This window comes from Chitinophaga varians (assembly GCF_012641275.1).
GTDB classification, from domain to species: Bacteria; Bacteroidota; Bacteroidia; order Chitinophagales; family Chitinophagaceae; genus Chitinophaga; species Chitinophaga varians_A.
This window is the reverse complement of record NZ_JABAIA010000002.1, coordinates 1,938,462-1,954,200: the sequence shown is the minus strand read 5'-3', so window position 1 is coordinate 1,954,200 and position 15,739 is coordinate 1,938,462. Positions and strand designations below refer to the sequence as shown.

15 protein-coding genes are annotated in these 15,739 nt (G+C 48.3%); 4 read left to right on the top strand and 11 right to left on the bottom strand.

The features are described 5' to 3' along the window. Positions 1–30: 30 nt before the first annotated feature. Positions 31–1,308, bottom strand: a complete 1,278-nt coding sequence (locus tag HGH92_RS22700) for a TolC family protein (protein ID WP_168873023.1) — start codon at positions 1,306–1,308, stop codon at positions 31–33. 302 nt (positions 1,309–1,610) lie between these two features. On the opposite strand from HGH92_RS22700, the gene HGH92_RS22695 reads away from it, so the two are divergent. Next, the gene (locus tag HGH92_RS22695; RefSeq protein ID WP_168873022.1) at positions 1,611–2,321 is read left to right on the top strand and encodes a TMEM175 family protein; all 711 of its coding nucleotides are present in this window, start codon (positions 1,611–1,613) and stop codon (positions 2,319–2,321) included. Between the two features lie 2 nt (positions 2,322–2,323). Further along, complete coding sequence (locus tag HGH92_RS22690; protein WP_168873021.1) at positions 2,324–3,367, top strand: hypothetical protein; 1,044 nt, start codon at positions 2,324–2,326, stop codon at positions 3,365–3,367. Between the two features lie 30 nt (positions 3,368–3,397). On the opposite strand, the gene HGH92_RS22685 is transcribed toward HGH92_RS22690, so the two are convergent. Then, positions 3,398–4,372 (bottom strand): terpene synthase family protein, encoded by a 975-nt coding sequence (locus HGH92_RS22685; protein ID WP_168873020.1) that lies wholly within the window; start codon positions 4,370–4,372, stop codon positions 3,398–3,400. A gap of 171 nt (positions 4,373–4,543) precedes the next feature. Continuing rightward, a complete protein-coding gene (idi, locus tag HGH92_RS22680) occupies positions 4,544–5,083 on the bottom strand; it encodes an isopentenyl-diphosphate Delta-isomerase (RefSeq protein ID WP_168873019.1) in 540 nt (179 codons plus the stop codon). Positions 5,084–5,377: 294 nt separating this feature from the next. On the opposite strand from idi, the gene HGH92_RS22675 reads away from it, so the two are divergent. Both HGH92_RS22675 and HGH92_RS22670 read left to right on the top strand, forming a co-directional pair. Next, entirely contained in the window at positions 5,378–5,851 is a 474-nt protein-coding gene (locus HGH92_RS22675) for a GAF domain-containing protein (protein ID WP_168873018.1), read from the top strand. 42 nt (positions 5,852–5,893) lie between these two features. Next, positions 5,894–6,634 carry a tyrosine-protein phosphatase gene (locus HGH92_RS22670; protein ID WP_168873017.1) on the top strand — a complete coding sequence of 247 codons (741 nt, stop codon included), beginning with the start codon at positions 5,894–5,896 and terminating at the stop codon, positions 6,632–6,634. A 9-nt stretch (positions 6,635–6,643) separates the two neighbouring features. Here the strand turns inward: HGH92_RS22670 and HGH92_RS22665 are convergent, their stop codons facing one another. From HGH92_RS22665 to HGH92_RS22630, 8 genes are all read right to left on the bottom strand, one after another. Next, on the bottom strand, positions 6,644–8,155 hold the full coding sequence (locus HGH92_RS22665; RefSeq protein WP_168873016.1) for a gliding motility-associated C-terminal domain-containing protein: 1,512 nt from the start codon (positions 8,153–8,155) through the stop codon (positions 6,644–6,646). Positions 8,156–8,488: 333 nt separating this feature from the next. Beyond that, positions 8,489–9,697, bottom strand: coding sequence for a right-handed parallel beta-helix repeat-containing protein (locus HGH92_RS22660; RefSeq protein ID WP_168873015.1), 1,209 nt, complete (start codon positions 9,695–9,697; stop codon positions 8,489–8,491). Next, entirely contained in the window at positions 9,688–10,818 is a 1,131-nt protein-coding gene (locus tag HGH92_RS22655; protein WP_168873014.1) for a DegT/DnrJ/EryC1/StrS family aminotransferase, read from the bottom strand. The genes HGH92_RS22660 and HGH92_RS22655 overlap by 10 nt, the downstream gene beginning before the upstream one ends. 39 nt (positions 10,819–10,857) lie before the next feature. After that, positions 10,858–11,493, bottom strand: a complete 636-nt coding sequence (locus HGH92_RS22650) for a sugar transferase (RefSeq protein WP_317166438.1) — start codon at positions 11,491–11,493, stop codon at positions 10,858–10,860. After that, on the bottom strand, positions 11,477–12,703 hold the full coding sequence (locus HGH92_RS22645) for a glycosyltransferase family 4 protein (RefSeq protein WP_168873013.1): 1,227 nt from the start codon (positions 12,701–12,703) through the stop codon (positions 11,477–11,479). Before HGH92_RS22645 ends, HGH92_RS22650 begins: the two co-directional genes overlap by 17 nt. Next, the gene (locus HGH92_RS22640) at positions 12,700–13,209 is read right to left on the bottom strand and encodes an acyltransferase (protein WP_168873012.1); all 510 of its coding nucleotides are present in this window, start codon (positions 13,207–13,209) and stop codon (positions 12,700–12,702) included. The genes HGH92_RS22645 and HGH92_RS22640 overlap by 4 nt, the downstream gene beginning before the upstream one ends. Then, entirely contained in the window at positions 13,199–14,350 is a 1,152-nt protein-coding gene (locus tag HGH92_RS22635; RefSeq protein ID WP_168873011.1) for a glycosyltransferase family 4 protein, read from the bottom strand. The genes HGH92_RS22640 and HGH92_RS22635 overlap by 11 nt, the downstream gene beginning before the upstream one ends. Before the next feature lie 22 nt (positions 14,351–14,372). Further along, positions 14,373–15,698: an O-antigen ligase family protein gene (locus HGH92_RS22630; protein ID WP_168873010.1), complete on the bottom strand. Its 1,326-nt coding sequence runs from the start codon at positions 15,696–15,698 to the stop codon at positions 14,373–14,375. Positions 15,699–15,739: the final 41 nt, after the last annotated feature.

Here is a 15,739-nt window from a genome sequence, read left to right as displayed (position 1 = left end):
AAATTAATAATTGTTGTATGAGTTGCTGTATTATTTAATTCTGCCTGTGGCCTTGTCCAGGTCTGTTTTGCTGATCAGGGTATTGAGCATGGCATTGACGTAGTCTGTCCGGGCCTGTGTAAGCTGACTTTCCGCAGAGATCACGTCCAGGCTGGTGGCCACGCCCTGTTCAAACTTCAGCACGATGCGGTCGTATATGCCCTGCGTTAGGGCCATATTCGTCTTCTGTGTAACGAACGTGGCTTTATTGCTTTCGTAGGCAGTATTAGCGCTCTTTACCTCCAGCTTGATCTGTTGTGACAGGAAGTCGAGATCATTTTGTGATTTTTTCAGGGTGATCCGTTCTTCCTGGATCTGATGGAGCCTTTCCGTGCCGGTAAAAATGGACCATGATAAATTGAGCCCCAGCGCAGAAGCCCCGAAACCTTCTTTATACAGGTCGCCGAAACGGGTGGAGAACCAGTTGACCCCATAATTGACGAAAAAATTCAGTTTAGGCAGATAGGCCATCTTCTTGCTTTTCAGGCTCAGTTCATTCAGGGCTATCTGGGTGTTCTGAATGCTGTATTCGATACGGTCTTCCACTTTATAGTTGAGCGTATCGGCAGAAAAGGACTCCACATTGAGGTCCTGTACGGTTTCCCGGAGTTCGAGGTTGCTTTCCTGCGGCATGCCCATCTGGAACTTCAATAACTGCATCGTATATACGAGTTCCCGGATCTGGTTTTCTATCTGGGTGACGCCGTTATTATAGGACACCTGTATCCGGTCCACATCTACCCTTTCGGACACGCCGGCATCGTAGCGGGCTTTGGTGTCGGTGAGGGTTTTACGCAGCTGGTCGAGGTTGGATTTCGACAGGCGGATATTTTCCTGGTTGGTGAGCACCGCGTAGTAGGCCTTGATGATGGCCACTTTGGTATCTATTTCCGTACGTGTCAGCGTTTTGGTGGCCAGTCCGCGATACACGCGGGAAGCTTTCAGTCCGAGGAAATAATCGCTTTGAAAGACGGTCTGGTTCACCTGGCCGGTGGCATTGGAACTGAAGCGGGTGCCAAACTGCACGGGGATCTTCCTGTCATAGTTGCCGCTGGCGATATCGGGTATCAGAGAGGTGGCCAGTTTCAGATTGTCGGTGAAGTTAGCATTGATGTCCGCATGGGGAAACAGCTTTGCGGTGGCTTCCTTTACCTGTTCCTTCGAAAAATCCACGTCCAGGTTGGCATTGACCATATCATGATGATGCGCGGTCCCGTATTGTATGCAGTCGGCCAGGTTAAAGGCGTAGTTCCCCCTGGTTGTATCCATCTGCCCGTAAGTGGTATTTATTCCTGACAACAAAAAAGTAGAAATCAATATAAGGGTACAACGCATACTTATAACATTGAAAGTATATGATGATTGATAGATACCTAACAAACGAAAAAAGAAAAGGTTGTAAAGCAGCGATCGGCGGTTGACAGGGCCGCAACGCAAAAAAAGAATCTGACCGGAGGCGGTCGCACAGGAAATGCTGCTCCCCGAATATACGAAACTGTTAGATTAAAAAACCGTGGCAGGATGCTTTATTCAGCTTTTCGTATATTGCCGAAAAGCCATACGTTTTTATTATGTCTATGTCAGTTATAAAGGAAGCAAAACCTGCACACCGTGAGTTTGAGCTGGACCGGACGGTGTTGTTCAGCGATGCTGTGTTTGCCATTGCCATTACGCTGTTAATCATCGAAATCAAATTACCGGCCATGCCGGCGCACCTGCCTGCGGGCGGTTACCGGGAAGTATTGAATCCCTTTCTGATGGAGTTTTTCACCTTCGCGATGAGTTTTCTGTTCATCGGGACTTTCTGGAAATGGCACCTGCACCTGTGCCGTTTTTTACAGCATTATGACGATGGGCTGATCCACCGCAATCTTTTTTTCCTGTTTTTTATTGTCACCTTTCCTTTTTCCACGGGCGCCATGATGCATATGGGAAACCATTTCATGCTACCGTTATATATTTATCTGTTTAACCTGGCCGGCTGTCTGGCGGGGCTGTTCTGGATAAGCTATTACATTTTCCAGCGTAAGCCGGGATTGGCGGTGGCAGGCCTTCACACCGAAAAAGAATTGCTGTACCAGCGGCTGAAATACAGTTTTCTGACGATGGCCTTCGGGTTTACAGCCCTTGCACTTGCCTATTTTATTTATCCGGACAATACAACCATCCAAAATCTCAGTTTTTGCCTGATCCCGCTGTTGATCTTTTTCAACCATTTCCGGCTGAAGATCAAAAAGCGTAATACCCTTCGCCTGGTACATGTAGGCGATAAACCCAGTTAACCATGATTGAAGTAGATAAAAGAGACGGTCAGTTTTTGCACCGGGTCATCCGGCAGTGGCAGCAGGAAGGGCGTCTCAGCGACGCGCAGGCGGAAGACCTGCAGAAAAGCTACAGTGTACGCACCAATGACTGGCAGACAATCACGCTGTATATTTTTATTGCCGCCATTTCCTGTGCCCTGATGGCATTTGGATCGCTGGTGCTGGACGAGAAGTGGATCGAGGTGTTGCGGAAGAAATTTTCGCTGACCGACGGGGTGATCGCTTTTTTGTTTGCCGGGCTGACCGTGTTCCTTTGTTACCAGGGATGGCGCCGCAACAAACACCAGCCTGCCTTCTCTTTTAACCGTGAATTATTCTGGCTGTTACCGATTCTGAGTACAGGCGTTACCGTAGTGTACCTTGGCAAAAGCATGGACTACCTGGGCGGCAATTATGGCATTTTCTGGCTGCTGGCCACGGTGGTGTACGCGGCTGTAGCGCTGACGCTGCATTCGCGGCTGTTGTGGATTGCCACGCTGCTGTGCCTGATACCCGCCTATGTGAAGCTGACTTATTATGTTACCGGTGATGCGCCTTATTTCCTGGGGATGAACCTCCCCTGCCGTATGGCCTTGCTGGGCGCCGTAATGACAGGCGCCGGCTGGCTGATGAAACGCACCGCCATATTCCTGCCGGCAAAAGAAATCACCTGGGGCGGCGGCTGGCTGCTGTTCCTGCTTTCCGGCTGGCTCATCTCCATTTTCGGCAATTGCGGCACCTGGCAGGAATGGCAGGCACTGCGACAGGTACATCTGTTATGGTGGGTGGCAGTGTTCAGTGCGCAGTGTATCCTTACCCTCTTATTGGGCATCCGCTTCAAAGATGATCTGTTGCGCGACCTCGGCGTTGTCTTTCTTTTGCTCGACCTGTACACCCGTTATTTCGAATATCTCTGGGACCGCACCAATAAGGGCCTGTTTTTCTCCATCCTGGCTGTTTCCTTCTGGTGGCTGGGCAAGCGGCTGGAGAAATATATGAACAAGCGTAAGGGAACCCCGGGCTAAAGCCCGGGGCTATGGCTGAATATTTTTCTCTCAACTGTTGACATACTCTTTCATCATCGCGCTATAGCGTCCGGTATCGTGCAGGCTCCATTCGAAGTTGCCTGTAATCCAGGAACGCAGTACCGCCACGTAGCGCAGCAGTTCGTAATCTTTCTCACTGCCGCTGAGTGGCAGCAACTTTTCCAGCACCACAAATATGGCCACTTCCTCGTTGTGCATGCGGGCCGCTTCATCTACCGCCTCCTGCAGGGAGCATTGGCGTTCATGCTGTAGTACCAGTACCAGGTTATGTACGTCGCCGGCCTTATGTTCTTTCGGGAAAGAAAAGAGGTCGTTGGCCCAGCATACGATGTTATTGCAGGCTTGCACCATGCGTTTGAGCAGGGCATGCTGCAGCATATCTGCAGGCAAATATATTTTCTCAATGATATCTATCGCTTCCACGTCGGCGAGAAGTGCGCCGGTGTAGGGGCGCATCCGTACATAGTCGGCCACGGTGGGGACTATACGATTTTCGCGGTTCTGTGCTTCCCAGAGGCAGGAGTTGAAATAATCTTCCATGCTGCGGATAAAGCGCTGCTGCCATTCCGGTGAACTGATGGCCTTCATCCGTTCCCAGATGCTGATGAGCGCGGACGGCAGCGGCGCGTTGTTGGCCGGTGTGCGGGGATCGGGATGACGGAAGATGTCCATGAAACCGGTCATGACACTGCGCAGAAAGCCTGATTTTTTACCGGCTTCCGCCTCATCACACTGATCATCAAGGATAAACAACCAGGTGTTAAAATCTGCGATGATACAGAGCTCGTGCAGCCCTGCGTCCGGGAAAGCACGGGCCGCCAGCCAGGCAAAACGGGCTTTGGCGAAGCGGGCCTTCGCTTTGTCGGTAGACAATAAACCATGATGATGCACCCAGTCTTCTACATGTTGCTGGGCGGCTGCCACATGGGAATTCAAACGGGAAGGAAACGGATACTGGACCCGGGGAAACTGGATCGTTGTCATGTGTCTGAGGATTTAGCAGTTAACTATTAAGGGTTATGAAATGGCATAGGCGAATCAGGGAAAACGGCGGCAGGCAGGCATATCAATAGCCCACCATACCTGTTGGCACAGTAAAAAGTTGGCTAATTTCGGTTAACAGCAAATGAGATGTAACGATAAAGTACAGGGTGATCACATACCAGTCGTGGTGACGGATACATTTAAATGTTTCAGCACCCTGGGCAATGCGAGATGGAACCAGCTGGTGAAGCGGTCTGGTTCCTGCTCCATCAACGCCAGGACCTGAGTGGCAGACATATACCTGTAATCATTTACTTCCGTGCTGTCGGGGTGAATCGCACCATTGTAAGTACCTATAAGCACATGATCAAATTCATGCTCTATAAGGCCGTTGGCAAAAGCTGTTCTGTAAGTAAAAGCAAAAATTTCCTCCAGCGGGCAGTCAAAACCCATTTCTTCCATCAGCCTGCGGTGAGCGGCATCCGATGTAGATTCGCCGGGAAACTGATGGCTACAGCAGGCGTTGGTCCACTGACCGGGAGAATGGTATTTGCCCAGTGCCCGTTGTTGTAACAAAATATCTCCGGCATCATTTAAAATAAATACGGAAAACGCACGGTGCAACAGGCCCCTGCGATGCGCCTCCATTTTTTCCATGGTACCTATAGCTTCATCGGATTCAGTCACTAGTATTACTTCAGGTTGATTCATAGTGTAGCAAAGATAATTTAATAAGCTGTTAGCTGTCTGAAATGATCGCGAATTACTAAAAATGAGCCCTGTTCTCTATAATGGTTACTTCAAATAAATATACAATAATAACGGGAAAAGTGAAAAAAAATTACACTTCAACAGGCGCAAAGCGGCGACACGTCAGCAGTGCGCCCGGCAGGCGGCAGACACGGAATGGAAAAGGAAAACGGCATGGAAAAGAAGGTCCGGTGACCACCTTTTCGTCCGGCACCTTTAAGTGCCGGATTACCGTATCTTTGCAGCAAAAAAGAAATGGCAGAAGACTTACAGATCATTCAGGGAGATAAAACCGCACAATATCAATCGCTCATTCCGCAGATAAAGGGACTGCTGGACGGAGAGCCTGATCTGGTGGCCAATCTGGCCAATGTGGCGGCAGCATTGAAAGAACAATTCGGCTGGTTCTGGGTAGGATTTTACCTGGTGAAAGGGGAAGAACTGGTACTGGGGCCTTTTCAGGGGCCGGTAGCCTGCACCCGTATCCGTAAAGGACGCGGTGTTTGCGGCACCAGCTGGGCACAGGCAGCCACACTTATTGTACCGGATGTGGAAGCCTTCCCGGGGCATATTGCATGCAGCAGTCTTTCCAGGTCTGAAATTGTAGTTCCCCTGATGAAAGCAGGTGAAGTGGCAGGTGTGCTGGATGTGGATAGCGACAGGCTTTCCTCTTTTGATGAAACAGACCGGCAATTCCTGGAAGAAATTGTGGCATTGATTATGATATAGTTCTGTGATTTTTTTTGCCATATTCTTTAGAGGAAACCTATTATGTTTTTATTCCGCAATAAAACCAGGGAAAGCGAACAGCTGGCACAGCTGCTGTCATTCATGGAAACGGATATCCATTCACATCTGTTGCCCGGTATTGACGATGGTGTACCCGACACCGATACTTCCGTGCATTTTATAGAGCAGCTCCATAACATGGGCATCAAAAAAATAATTACCACTCCACATGTGATGATGGACCGGTACCCCAACTCCGTACAAACGATGGCAGGCCCTTACCGAGAGGTATCTGCCGCACTGGCGGCGAAGGGAATATCGATTCCGTTTCATCACGCCGCGGAGTATTTTATGGATGAACAGTTCGAAGAGCTGATGCAGCGGCCTTTATTGACACTGACGGGTAAACTTGTGCTGGTGGAAATATCGTTCATGTCTGCACCGCCGCAGATGCACCGTTGGATCTTCGAGCTGGAAGCACAAGGCTACCTGCCGCTGCTGGCGCATCCGGAGCGTTATAACTATTGCCACGGCGATTTCGAGAGCTATCACCGGTTCAAACAATGGGGCTGTCTTTTTCAGGTCAACCTGCTTTCCCTTGCAGGGTACTACGGCAAACATATTCAACAGGCGGCAGAAAAACTGATGGAGCTTGACATGATCGACTATATAGGCACGGACCTGCATCATGAAAGGCATCTTCATGCCATTACACAGATCAGCAGGAACAAAAAGCTGCGGGCCATGCTGGATAAATATCCGTTTAAGAACCGTACCCTATAGGCGCAGGCGTTATCTTATCAATACCAGTGGCCCAGTTTGTTTCCGCGCCTGCTTTTTACTGTCGGTGTAGACAAGTACCCACACATAAGTCCCGTTGGGCTCCTGTGCTCCGTTCCAGCCGGCTTCGGGGTTAGTGCTGTCAAATACAACAGCTCCCCACCGGTTATAAACGGTCATCCTGAATGCAGATACGTCATCGTTCACTCTGGCACGGAACAGGTCATTGACACCGTCGCCATTAGGGCTAAAAGCGGTAGGGACATATACCGCACAGGTGCGGTCATTTCTTGGCACCTCCGTATTTCCGTTGGTATGGCATCCATTCTTATCCTTTATTTCGAAATAATAACGACCGGCATCCAGCTGGCTCCATTGATTATTATCCTGCCAGCTGCCAGGCTGCAGGCTGAATGAATAAGGAACAACGCCTCCCGATACTTCCAGGGTGATACGCCCATCTCTCGTGTCACTGCAGCTCAGCGCCTTTACATTTACCGCTGTTACCAACAATGGTTCAGGTTCCCTTAATTGTACCGGCGATAATTTATCCTCACAGCCATGGTCATCTTTTACGATGACGGTGTAGCTTCCGGGACGCAGTTCTTTAAATGTCCCGACATAGGCGGGGTGCTGGGAACCATTGAAATAATAGCGATAAGGCGGGACACCGCCGGTGGTATTTAAGGTGATCTCGTTTTGATTGTCCCCGTTGCAGGGAGATGGCCGGATGACCAGTTCATTTTTCAGGTCAGTTTCTTCGATCATGACCTGCGCTTTGGTGCTGGTTCCATTAGGAGCCGTAACAGTGACCTCATAACGGCCGGCAGCAAGGCCTTCAATATGGCTGCTGGTTTGCCCGCCAGGCTCCCATTTGTAGGAACACTTCCCCACGGAACTGCTCAGCAGCTTTAGGGTAGCCTCCCCCGTAGCAGCGCCTTTACAGGTGCGGACAGTGGAAATAACCACCTGCGGCACCTCCCGGATGAAGGCAGACAGATTGTCTATCAATACAACAGAGCCATAGGCACTTTTATCGCAGGGAATACCGGCATCGGCCCAGAACGAAATGTATTTGTAATCCTTTGACGGATTAAACACAGCCGTATATCGTTTCCAGTCGGTATGAGAAAACGGGCCCGAACGCCAGAGCAATTCCGCAGAATCACCCGGAGCATCCCCAGCGTAAATGGCCATGTTTCCATAACAGGCCCGGTATGCATAAAGGGCGGTAAATGCCAGGTCCATGGAAACCGTATAGCTGCGGCCTCCTTTGAGGGATAGTTCCTGTGCAATAGCTTCAGGCCACAATGACCCGCTGTGTAAGCCGATGTAGGTGTTTCCGTCAGATGCTGGTACAGTAATGTCAAAAATTCCCGGCTGAATATCAGGTGTATTCATGGCAACAATCCAGGACGCAGGAACCTTTCCCTGTCCAGGTACCCCTTCCAGTGAAGGATTTTTCAGGGTGATATCCTGAGCCTGCCCTGTTTTGCCCCATAGGAAGAGTAAAACAATTAACAAGGTTTTCCGGGAGAGATACCGGCGAATTGATAAACTGCTGCAAAAGGCATCCCTATAAACATTCCAGCTATGACAACATAGCAATTTTTTCATAAGATAATAGTAACCACGTCACTTAAAAACGTCCTGTTTTCGTAAGTTGTTTTGTTAGTTAAAAACCAAACAAACATATATTTATTACAAATAAATAAAACATTTGAATACCAAACAGATAAAAATGTTATTCTTATAAACTTAACATTGCAGGTTTCGTTGAAGCAGCGTATTCAGGTAAGGGAATGATAAAAATAAACCTCTGCCTTTTAAGTCAAGGCAGAGGAAACACAATTGAATTTAGTCCTGTATGCTCATTTTACTTTCACTGGAGATCGTTTTCTTCATCAGCATAAATTTCTCTGCATCCGGTTTGTCCCGGCCATCTCTGTCGGTTTTCAAAACAGAAACTTTGGTGAATTTCACAGTAGGTGCGTAACCGTTGGGTTTATAGCTTCGAAAAGCCCTCTCCTGGTTATTCTTCCACACCGGGTCAATGATCTCTATAGTGCCCTGTATAGGCGGCACATCGTAATGCGGTTTTAATCCACCCATCGCAAAGGCAACGGCGGAGCCGTCGTCCTGGTGATTGCGGATCGTTACATTAACATCTTTCGGACTGGAACCGATGAGCCTGAACAATGATATATTGATACCATGTTTTGCATTATTTAACGTCACCGGGCTATCCATCATTACATTATTGACAACATCGGTATTATTGTTTGGCTCAATATCAATACCGCACATCGGCGCCTGGCCATAGGTGTTGGCTATAACCGGCTTTATCAGCTTCAGGCCGTCCACCGAAGAAATGGACATCCCGTTACGCCTGTTGAAATTGAGCCACGCATTGTAAATGTTGACACCTGAACTGGTAACGCCTTTAAGGCCGCCAACATAAATACCATCACCCCAGCAATTGGACACCTGCGGAGCATAGACATTTACATTTTTTGAAGCCCGGATGGCAATACCCATTCCCCATTGTCCGGTACTTCCCTGATGGCCTTTACGGTCGCCTTCGAGCACAGGACAGTATATGTTTACATTTTGCACATTATGCACCCTTAACATTTCATAGGTGTCTTTTGAAGTAGGCTGCAACAACAGCCTTGAACCGGGCTTAAAAATGATATTGGCCCCGCTCCCGACAGTCAGCCCCTTGTCGTTGATCAACACTGGGAAATCAGGGAATACCACCGTTTTATGCTGGTCCATTCCCGTTTGCAGATAGCTGGTATAATCTACGGTGCCATCCTTTACATATCCCGCCGGCAACACGCCGGTGAGATCAAATGCACCGGAGGACAAAGCTGCGGCTTTGCTTCTGAAAGCAGCCGCATCCTGTTTATTCGCATATTTGGCTGCTATGCCCTCGTTGTATTTAAAAGGCGGAAACTGCGCACTGGACGAGAGACAGCCTAAACCAGATAACAGCATCAATGCTGCCAGTGTAAAACTTCGCCGTTTCGTACGGAGAAGGGCGGTATTAATTTTCAGTCCCATAACTTTTTAATATTTATAACAATACTTTCCAATTGCTGTATTGTAAGATTAGAGCCGCTGGGTAAACAAAGACCGTCATCAAAAAGTTTTTCCGAAACGCCATTCACATAAGCCGGAGCACCGGAGAAGACAGGTTGTATATGCATGGGCTTCCAAAGCGGCCTTGATTCAATATTCTCTTTTTCCAGCGCCTGCCTGATCGTTTCCCGGCTTATCCCGCCGGTTGCTTCTTTGTTGACCAGGACCGTCGTGAGCCACCGGTTGCTGAAACTGCCTTCCGGTTCCTGCAGAAAAGTAATTCCCGGCAAACCTGCCAGTTCTTTTACATAATAGTCGAAATTCCTGCGGCGTTGCTCCACACGGTCATTCAACACGAGCATCTGTCCCCGTCCTATACCCGCACAAATGTTACTCATCCGGTAGTTGTAGCCAATGTGCGTATGTTCATAATGCGGTGCGTTGTCCCTCGCCTGTGTAGCCAGGAACCTGGCCTTTTTTATCTGGTCCCCGTTCCTGCCGATCAACGCCCCTCCACCACTGGTAGTAATTATCTTATTACCGTTGAAACTAAGGATACCTGTTTCTCCCAGTGTGCCGCAGGCTTTTCCCTGATAAAGAGATCCCAGCGCTTCCGCCGCATCTTCTATAACGGGAATTTCATATTTGGCAGCTATAGCCAGTATTTCAGTCATTTTCGCGGGCATACCATACAGATGCACCGGTATAATGGCTTTTGGCTTCTTCCCTTTGGCCATGCGGTCTTTAATGGCTTCTTCCAGTAACACCGGGTCCATGTTCCAGGTTTCTTTTTCGCTGTCTACAAAAACCGGGGTAGCGCCCTGATATGCGATCGGGTTAGCAGATGCAGAAAATGTCATGCTCTGGCATAATACTTCATCCCCTTGTTTTACATCCAACAAAATTAGCGCCAGATGAAGCGCTGCCGTACCTGCAGACAATGCCGCCACAAACGGAGAACCGGTATATTTTGCCAAATCTTCTTCAAATCCGTCAACATTAGGCCCCAGGGGAGCGATCCAGTTACTCTGAAAGGCATCTTTCACATATTCTAATTCCTGTCCGCCCATATGCGGGGATGACAACCATATCTTTTCGTTCATATTCTTTGGTTTTTCAATAATTCAATGGTCTTTTGCCGGTTATTCAGCAGTACGAAGATGCCGATCGCCTGTTCCGGTAAACCGTTCCGCGGTAACGTGCCCATTCTGGCTGATACCTTCCGATTTAAATACTTTTGCGACGGTCATCCACATGATTTTTATATCCAATAGCAGAGAGAGGCGGTCTGCATACCATACGTCATATTCAAATTTCTTTTCCCAACTGATCGCATTCCGGCCATTCACCTGGGCCCATCCGGTAATGCCCGGTTTAACCTCATGCCTTCTCAGCTGTTCCTTATTATACAGGCTCAGGTAATCCACCAGCAATGGTCTTGGTCCTACCAGGCTCATATCTCCTTTAATAACATTCAGCAGTTGCGGGATCTCGTCGAGCGAAGTCCTTCTTATGAGTCCGCCGATTTTTGTCATCCTTTGTTCATCCGGCAGCAGGGTCCCATCCGCTGCTTTTTTATCATTCATCGTCTTAAACTTGATCAACCGGAAAATGCGGCCATTCAGTCCGGGGCGGAGCTGGGTAAAAAAGGGCGTTCCTCCGTTTGAAATCCAGAGTATAAGCATTACCGTAAAAAAAACGGGCAACAGTATGATAAAGGCTGACAAGGCCAGCAAAAAATCGATCAGTGGCTTAAACAGTTTACGATACAACATCATTTAATATTTTCAGGTAGTGAGCCGCGGCAATATCCAGTGAATAGGACTTCTTCGCCAGCGACACCGCGTTTTCCCGCTGCTGTTCCAGCAACCGGTCATCGTTGATATAAGTACAAAAACGTTGCGCTTCCCCGGCGATATCCTTTATATCGTAGTTCAATACAAAGCCGACATTCTCCTGTTCTATCACAGCAGCCTGCCAGCCGCGATGATTGATCACCACCGGGCGGCCGGCAGCAAGGCAGTCAAAAAATTTATTCGCCGAATTGGCCCACAACTGGGGGACCGGTATCACAAAAGACGAAGCCACCGTACATTCGTAGTACAACTGTGACAGCTGTGATTTGGGCACCGGGTCGAAAAAATAGATATTTTCATTCAACACCCCTTTCTCACTGGCATATTGCATCAATTTTTCCTTCTCCATCCCGTCCCCGAAAATGATGAACTTAATGGAGGGGTCTATCTTATAGCTATGAATGGCCAGGTCCGTCATGTATTTCAGTCCATTCACCATCCCCAGAGTACCGGCGTACAGCACCACTTTACGCGGGGTATATCCCAGCAGTCCCGCCAGCATTCCTTCTGACCGGGTATATCGTGAAAAACGTTCTGTTTCTGAAATATTGGTAATGACAGACAATTTTTTGTCCGCGATGTTTACGCGTTGTTGTACCGAGGCCTTCATATCATCAGACAAAGCGACAATATGTGCAGACTTGCGGTAGATATATTTTTCAAATCCTTCCAGGAAGCGTATCACCATTTTATTTTTGATGATCCCCATCGCTACCGGCACCTCCGGCCATACATCCCTTACTTCGAAAATAAAAGGCCTCCGTTTAAAGATACGGGCCGTAATGGCAGGAACCGCCACGGTAATGGGGGTAGATGTGGCAAGCACTACATCTGCCTTGACTTTGAATGTGCGCAGGGAAGCAAATACAAGAAATTTCAAAAAGGCGGATATCCGTTTTGAAAAGCTCATTTTATTACTGTATTCCACATGCAGCACATGCAGTTCTATCCCTTCATGCTCCACTACGGTCCAGCCTTTCGGGAATTCGCGCATGCTTTTCAGAAAAGAACTGCTGGTAATGACCACTACCTTATGGCCTGCCTGCGTAAAACGCTTTGACAGGTCATATGAGCGGGTACCGCCGGCAGCGGCAGGTAACGTAAAATATTGATGTATATACAGAATCCTCATTGTAATTTCTTTATAAGCACTGCCGGCGCACCTGCATACAGGCCCCGTATTTCCGTAAATGGTTTATTAAGCACAGAACCTGCTCCCAATACAGACATGGGAGGCAGTACGCCGCCGCCCACCACTGAACAGTTACCGGCAATCCAGGAGCCGCTGCCTATTTTTGCGGCCCGGGGCGCTGATTTGCCAAACCGGTACGCCCCATCCTGGAAAGTATGGTTAGCAGACGAAATAATACAGTTGGGGCCTACCAGTACCTTGTCTCCAATTTCGATGTCCAGTCCAATCAGCACACAGTTATGCGCTATATACACATCGTTTCCCACTGCAAGGCCAGACAAAGAATTCAGGATAGCCGTTGAGGTTACCTGAAAATTACGGCCGCAACGTTTCATCATGAGGGAATACAAAAAACCTCTGAAACGCATAAACACGGGTATGTTGGGCAACAATAAAGTGACTGTACGCACCAGCCAGGCATATAATATAGACAGCTTAACTTTCATAGGAAAAAATGTTTTTGATAAAATGCTGGATAGTAAATCCTCTTACTTTTTCCTGCGCCCTGTTCCTGACAGCATTTGCTTCTTCAGGGTTTTCCACCAGATAACAGATCTTCCTGAAAAAGCCCTGGTCATCGTTGAATCCGGCATAGGTGATGTCCACCCCGTCTTTAAACACGGACGGCAATGAGCCTACCGGTGTACTAAGCACATTAATTCCATTGGCCATTGCTTCCAGCACGACCCTGGGAGAGCCTTCAGACAAACTGGCGAAACAGAAAATATGATGGGTACGGAAAAGCGTGTTAAGCGTGTCCCGGTTATCCACGTGGCCCAGGAAGGTTATTTTACCGTTCATTCCTGCTGCTGCCGCCATTGCCTTCAATTCTTTTTCAAACTCACCCGAGCCTGCTATGGTAAGGGTGGCGTCGGGATAACGGCGCAGCACTTGTTCAAATGCACGGATAACCACTTCTACGCCTTTTGCCTTGCGCAGATATCCCACATACAGCAACTTCAGGCCTTCAGCGGGGATCCGTCTGGCTTCATCTACATAAAAATCTTTATTATTCAGCGTTGTTGAAATAACGGCCTTTGCATTGATCCGCCATTTACTCAGCTTCTGTTGCAGATGATAACCGTTGGTAAATACCTTTGCGCCTTTACAGGCCCACATATAGGCCATATGCTCGGGCAGGAAGAAAGATATCAGCGTGAGTTTTTTAAGTAACCTGAAGTTGGGATTCACCCAGGCAGCATCAATCGGGTCTCCGACAAAATGCACGATCCGTTTTTTGTGCTTCAGGTAGCGTTTGCTCAGCCACCCCAACGGGGTGGGGTAACGCAGGTACACCACATCGTAGCCTGTAAGTTCCCTGTAAGCCTTTTTGTAAGCGCCGTAGTGTTTTACGGCCGACTTATAGCTATCGGAGTAGGGCAGCTCGTGAATGGTCACGTTGGTGAAATCGGCAATAGAGACCAGCCCCGAATCTGTTCCGTCAGCATACTGTTTTACCGGCGAAAGCAGACCCACCTGATCATAGTACTGTACAATCTCCTTCAGGTATACCCAATGCGTATACGGAAGGAAATATTCATTTCCCTTTTTTGATACCACCCAAGCTTGTAATAAAATGTTCGCCATAAAGAGTTGATAGAATAGTTAATTAATTCAATTGTGCTTCAAGTGGCATCAGTTTGGTTTTACCTGTATTTCCGGCAGTTTCGGCGGCGGTCTCATTTGCTCTGATTAACTTTTCGCAGATCAGCATAAACAATAAATATAGCTGCATGCATATAGTATTCTGAAAGTCTTCGATACTCATTCCCACAAACAACATGAATATCAATGCCAGCGGAAAATAATGTCCAAAAATATCTGACAGGATTTCTTGTTTATGCCGGATCAGTTTACTGCTGTATTTGATGGACCTTATCACTATCACGAAAAACATACACACACCCCATATGCCATTATAGATAACCGCACCGAGGTAGGTGTTGTGCGCGGTAGCATGATAGATGTATTTGGACATAACAGCTCCTATCCCATTGAAGAGGAGCACCGGATCAAATTTTTCCATGAACATGCTCCATACTTCCGAGCGTTTGTCCAGCCCGCTGTCTGCCGTAGCGCCTGTGGCGCCGGTAAACCTGGCTGTTACCAGTTCCCGCACGGGGTTGTCTGTTACCATCAGCAACAGTCCCACCACCAGCGCACCTACCAGTATGCCTTTGTTTTCAGACCGGAAAAGAATGATAGCGCCAGTCAGTGCAAAGGCCAGCATGGGGCCGCGGCTTTGGGTATATGCCAATCCGAGCAGTATAATGATGAAAACCGGGACCAGGAACTTTTTGCTTTGGAAAGCATAGTATTTCATCGCCAGCAGGTGCAGTGACAGCACCGACAGAAAAAGGCAGATAGCCGAAGTGGCCATTGTGCCAACGGAACCTCTGGCCCTCCTCGCCAACTCCATGGCGCCTTCCATATTGTCCAGCATTTCACCCGCAGAGAGGTCCTGATTAGGAATCAGGAACAGGCCAAACGCGCGGGGCGCCACTACGGTGCCAGCTCCCAGCAACGCGGCAGCAGCACCGGCTATCAGCAACCATTTGATAAACAACTTTACATCCGCAAAGCTGTTTAATAAAGAAGCCGCAATAGCAACAGTCATCGGCACATAGGCCGCTTTCAGCAGGAATTTCACCACTTCCTGAACAGCACCCCATCCACCATACAGCATCCCGTTGATATTTCCGAGCAGATGCAGCAGCCACCACACCAATGCCAGCCGGAAAGTGCTTAAACCCCATACCCTGACACCGGCAGGCTTCTTATAGACACATACTACAAACGTAAAGAACACGAATATGTCATCGAACCGTATATTCAACGGCAATGTTCCGTACAACAATGAATTAGGGTAAAGCCATATTGCAAACCACATAAAGATGAACCCTGTCATTGGATTCAATGCAGTTCTGTACATCATGAACAAAAAAAACAATATCACTACAATAGCCATCCCAATAT

Excerpts from the sequence above, each read along its gene's own strand:
- HGH92_RS22700 (WP_168873023.1), bottom strand. The coding sequence starts at position 1,308 with ATGGATACAACCAGGGGGAACTACGCCTTTAACCTGGCCGACTGCATA.
- HGH92_RS22695 (WP_168873022.1), top strand. The coding sequence starts at position 1,611 with ATGTCTATGTCAGTTATAAAGGAAGCAAAACCTGCACACCGTGAGTTT.
- HGH92_RS22690 (WP_168873021.1), top strand. The coding sequence starts at position 2,324 with ATGATTGAAGTAGATAAAAGAGACGGTCAGTTTTTGCACCGGGTCATC.
- HGH92_RS22685 (WP_168873020.1), bottom strand. The coding sequence starts at position 4,372 with ATGACAACGATCCAGTTTCCCCGGGTCCAGTATCCGTTTCCTTCCCGT.
- idi (WP_168873019.1), bottom strand. The coding sequence starts at position 5,083 with ATGAATCAACCTGAAGTAATACTAGTGACTGAATCCGATGAAGCTATA.
- HGH92_RS22675 (WP_168873018.1), top strand. The coding sequence starts at position 5,378 with ATGGCAGAAGACTTACAGATCATTCAGGGAGATAAAACCGCACAATAT.
- HGH92_RS22670 (WP_168873017.1), top strand. The coding sequence starts at position 5,894 with ATGTTTTTATTCCGCAATAAAACCAGGGAAAGCGAACAGCTGGCACAG.
- HGH92_RS22660 (WP_168873015.1), bottom strand. The coding sequence starts at position 9,697 with ATGGGACTGAAAATTAATACCGCCCTTCTCCGTACGAAACGGCGAAGT.
- HGH92_RS22655 (WP_168873014.1), bottom strand. The coding sequence starts at position 10,818 with ATGAACGAAAAGATATGGTTGTCATCCCCGCATATGGGCGGACAGGAA.
- HGH92_RS22650 (WP_317166438.1), bottom strand. The coding sequence starts at position 11,493 with ATGATGTTGTATCGTAAACTGTTTAAGCCACTGATCGATTTTTTGCTG.
- HGH92_RS22645 (WP_168873013.1), bottom strand. The coding sequence starts at position 12,703 with ATGAGGATTCTGTATATACATCAATATTTTACGTTACCTGCCGCTGCC.
- HGH92_RS22640 (WP_168873012.1), bottom strand. The coding sequence starts at position 13,209 with ATGAAAGTTAAGCTGTCTATATTATATGCCTGGCTGGTGCGTACAGTC.
- HGH92_RS22635 (WP_168873011.1), bottom strand. The coding sequence starts at position 14,350 with ATGGCGAACATTTTATTACAAGCTTGGGTGGTATCAAAAAAGGGAAAT.
- HGH92_RS22630 (WP_168873010.1), bottom strand. The coding sequence starts at position 15,698 with ATGATGTACAGAACTGCATTGAATCCAATGACAGGGTTCATCTTTATG.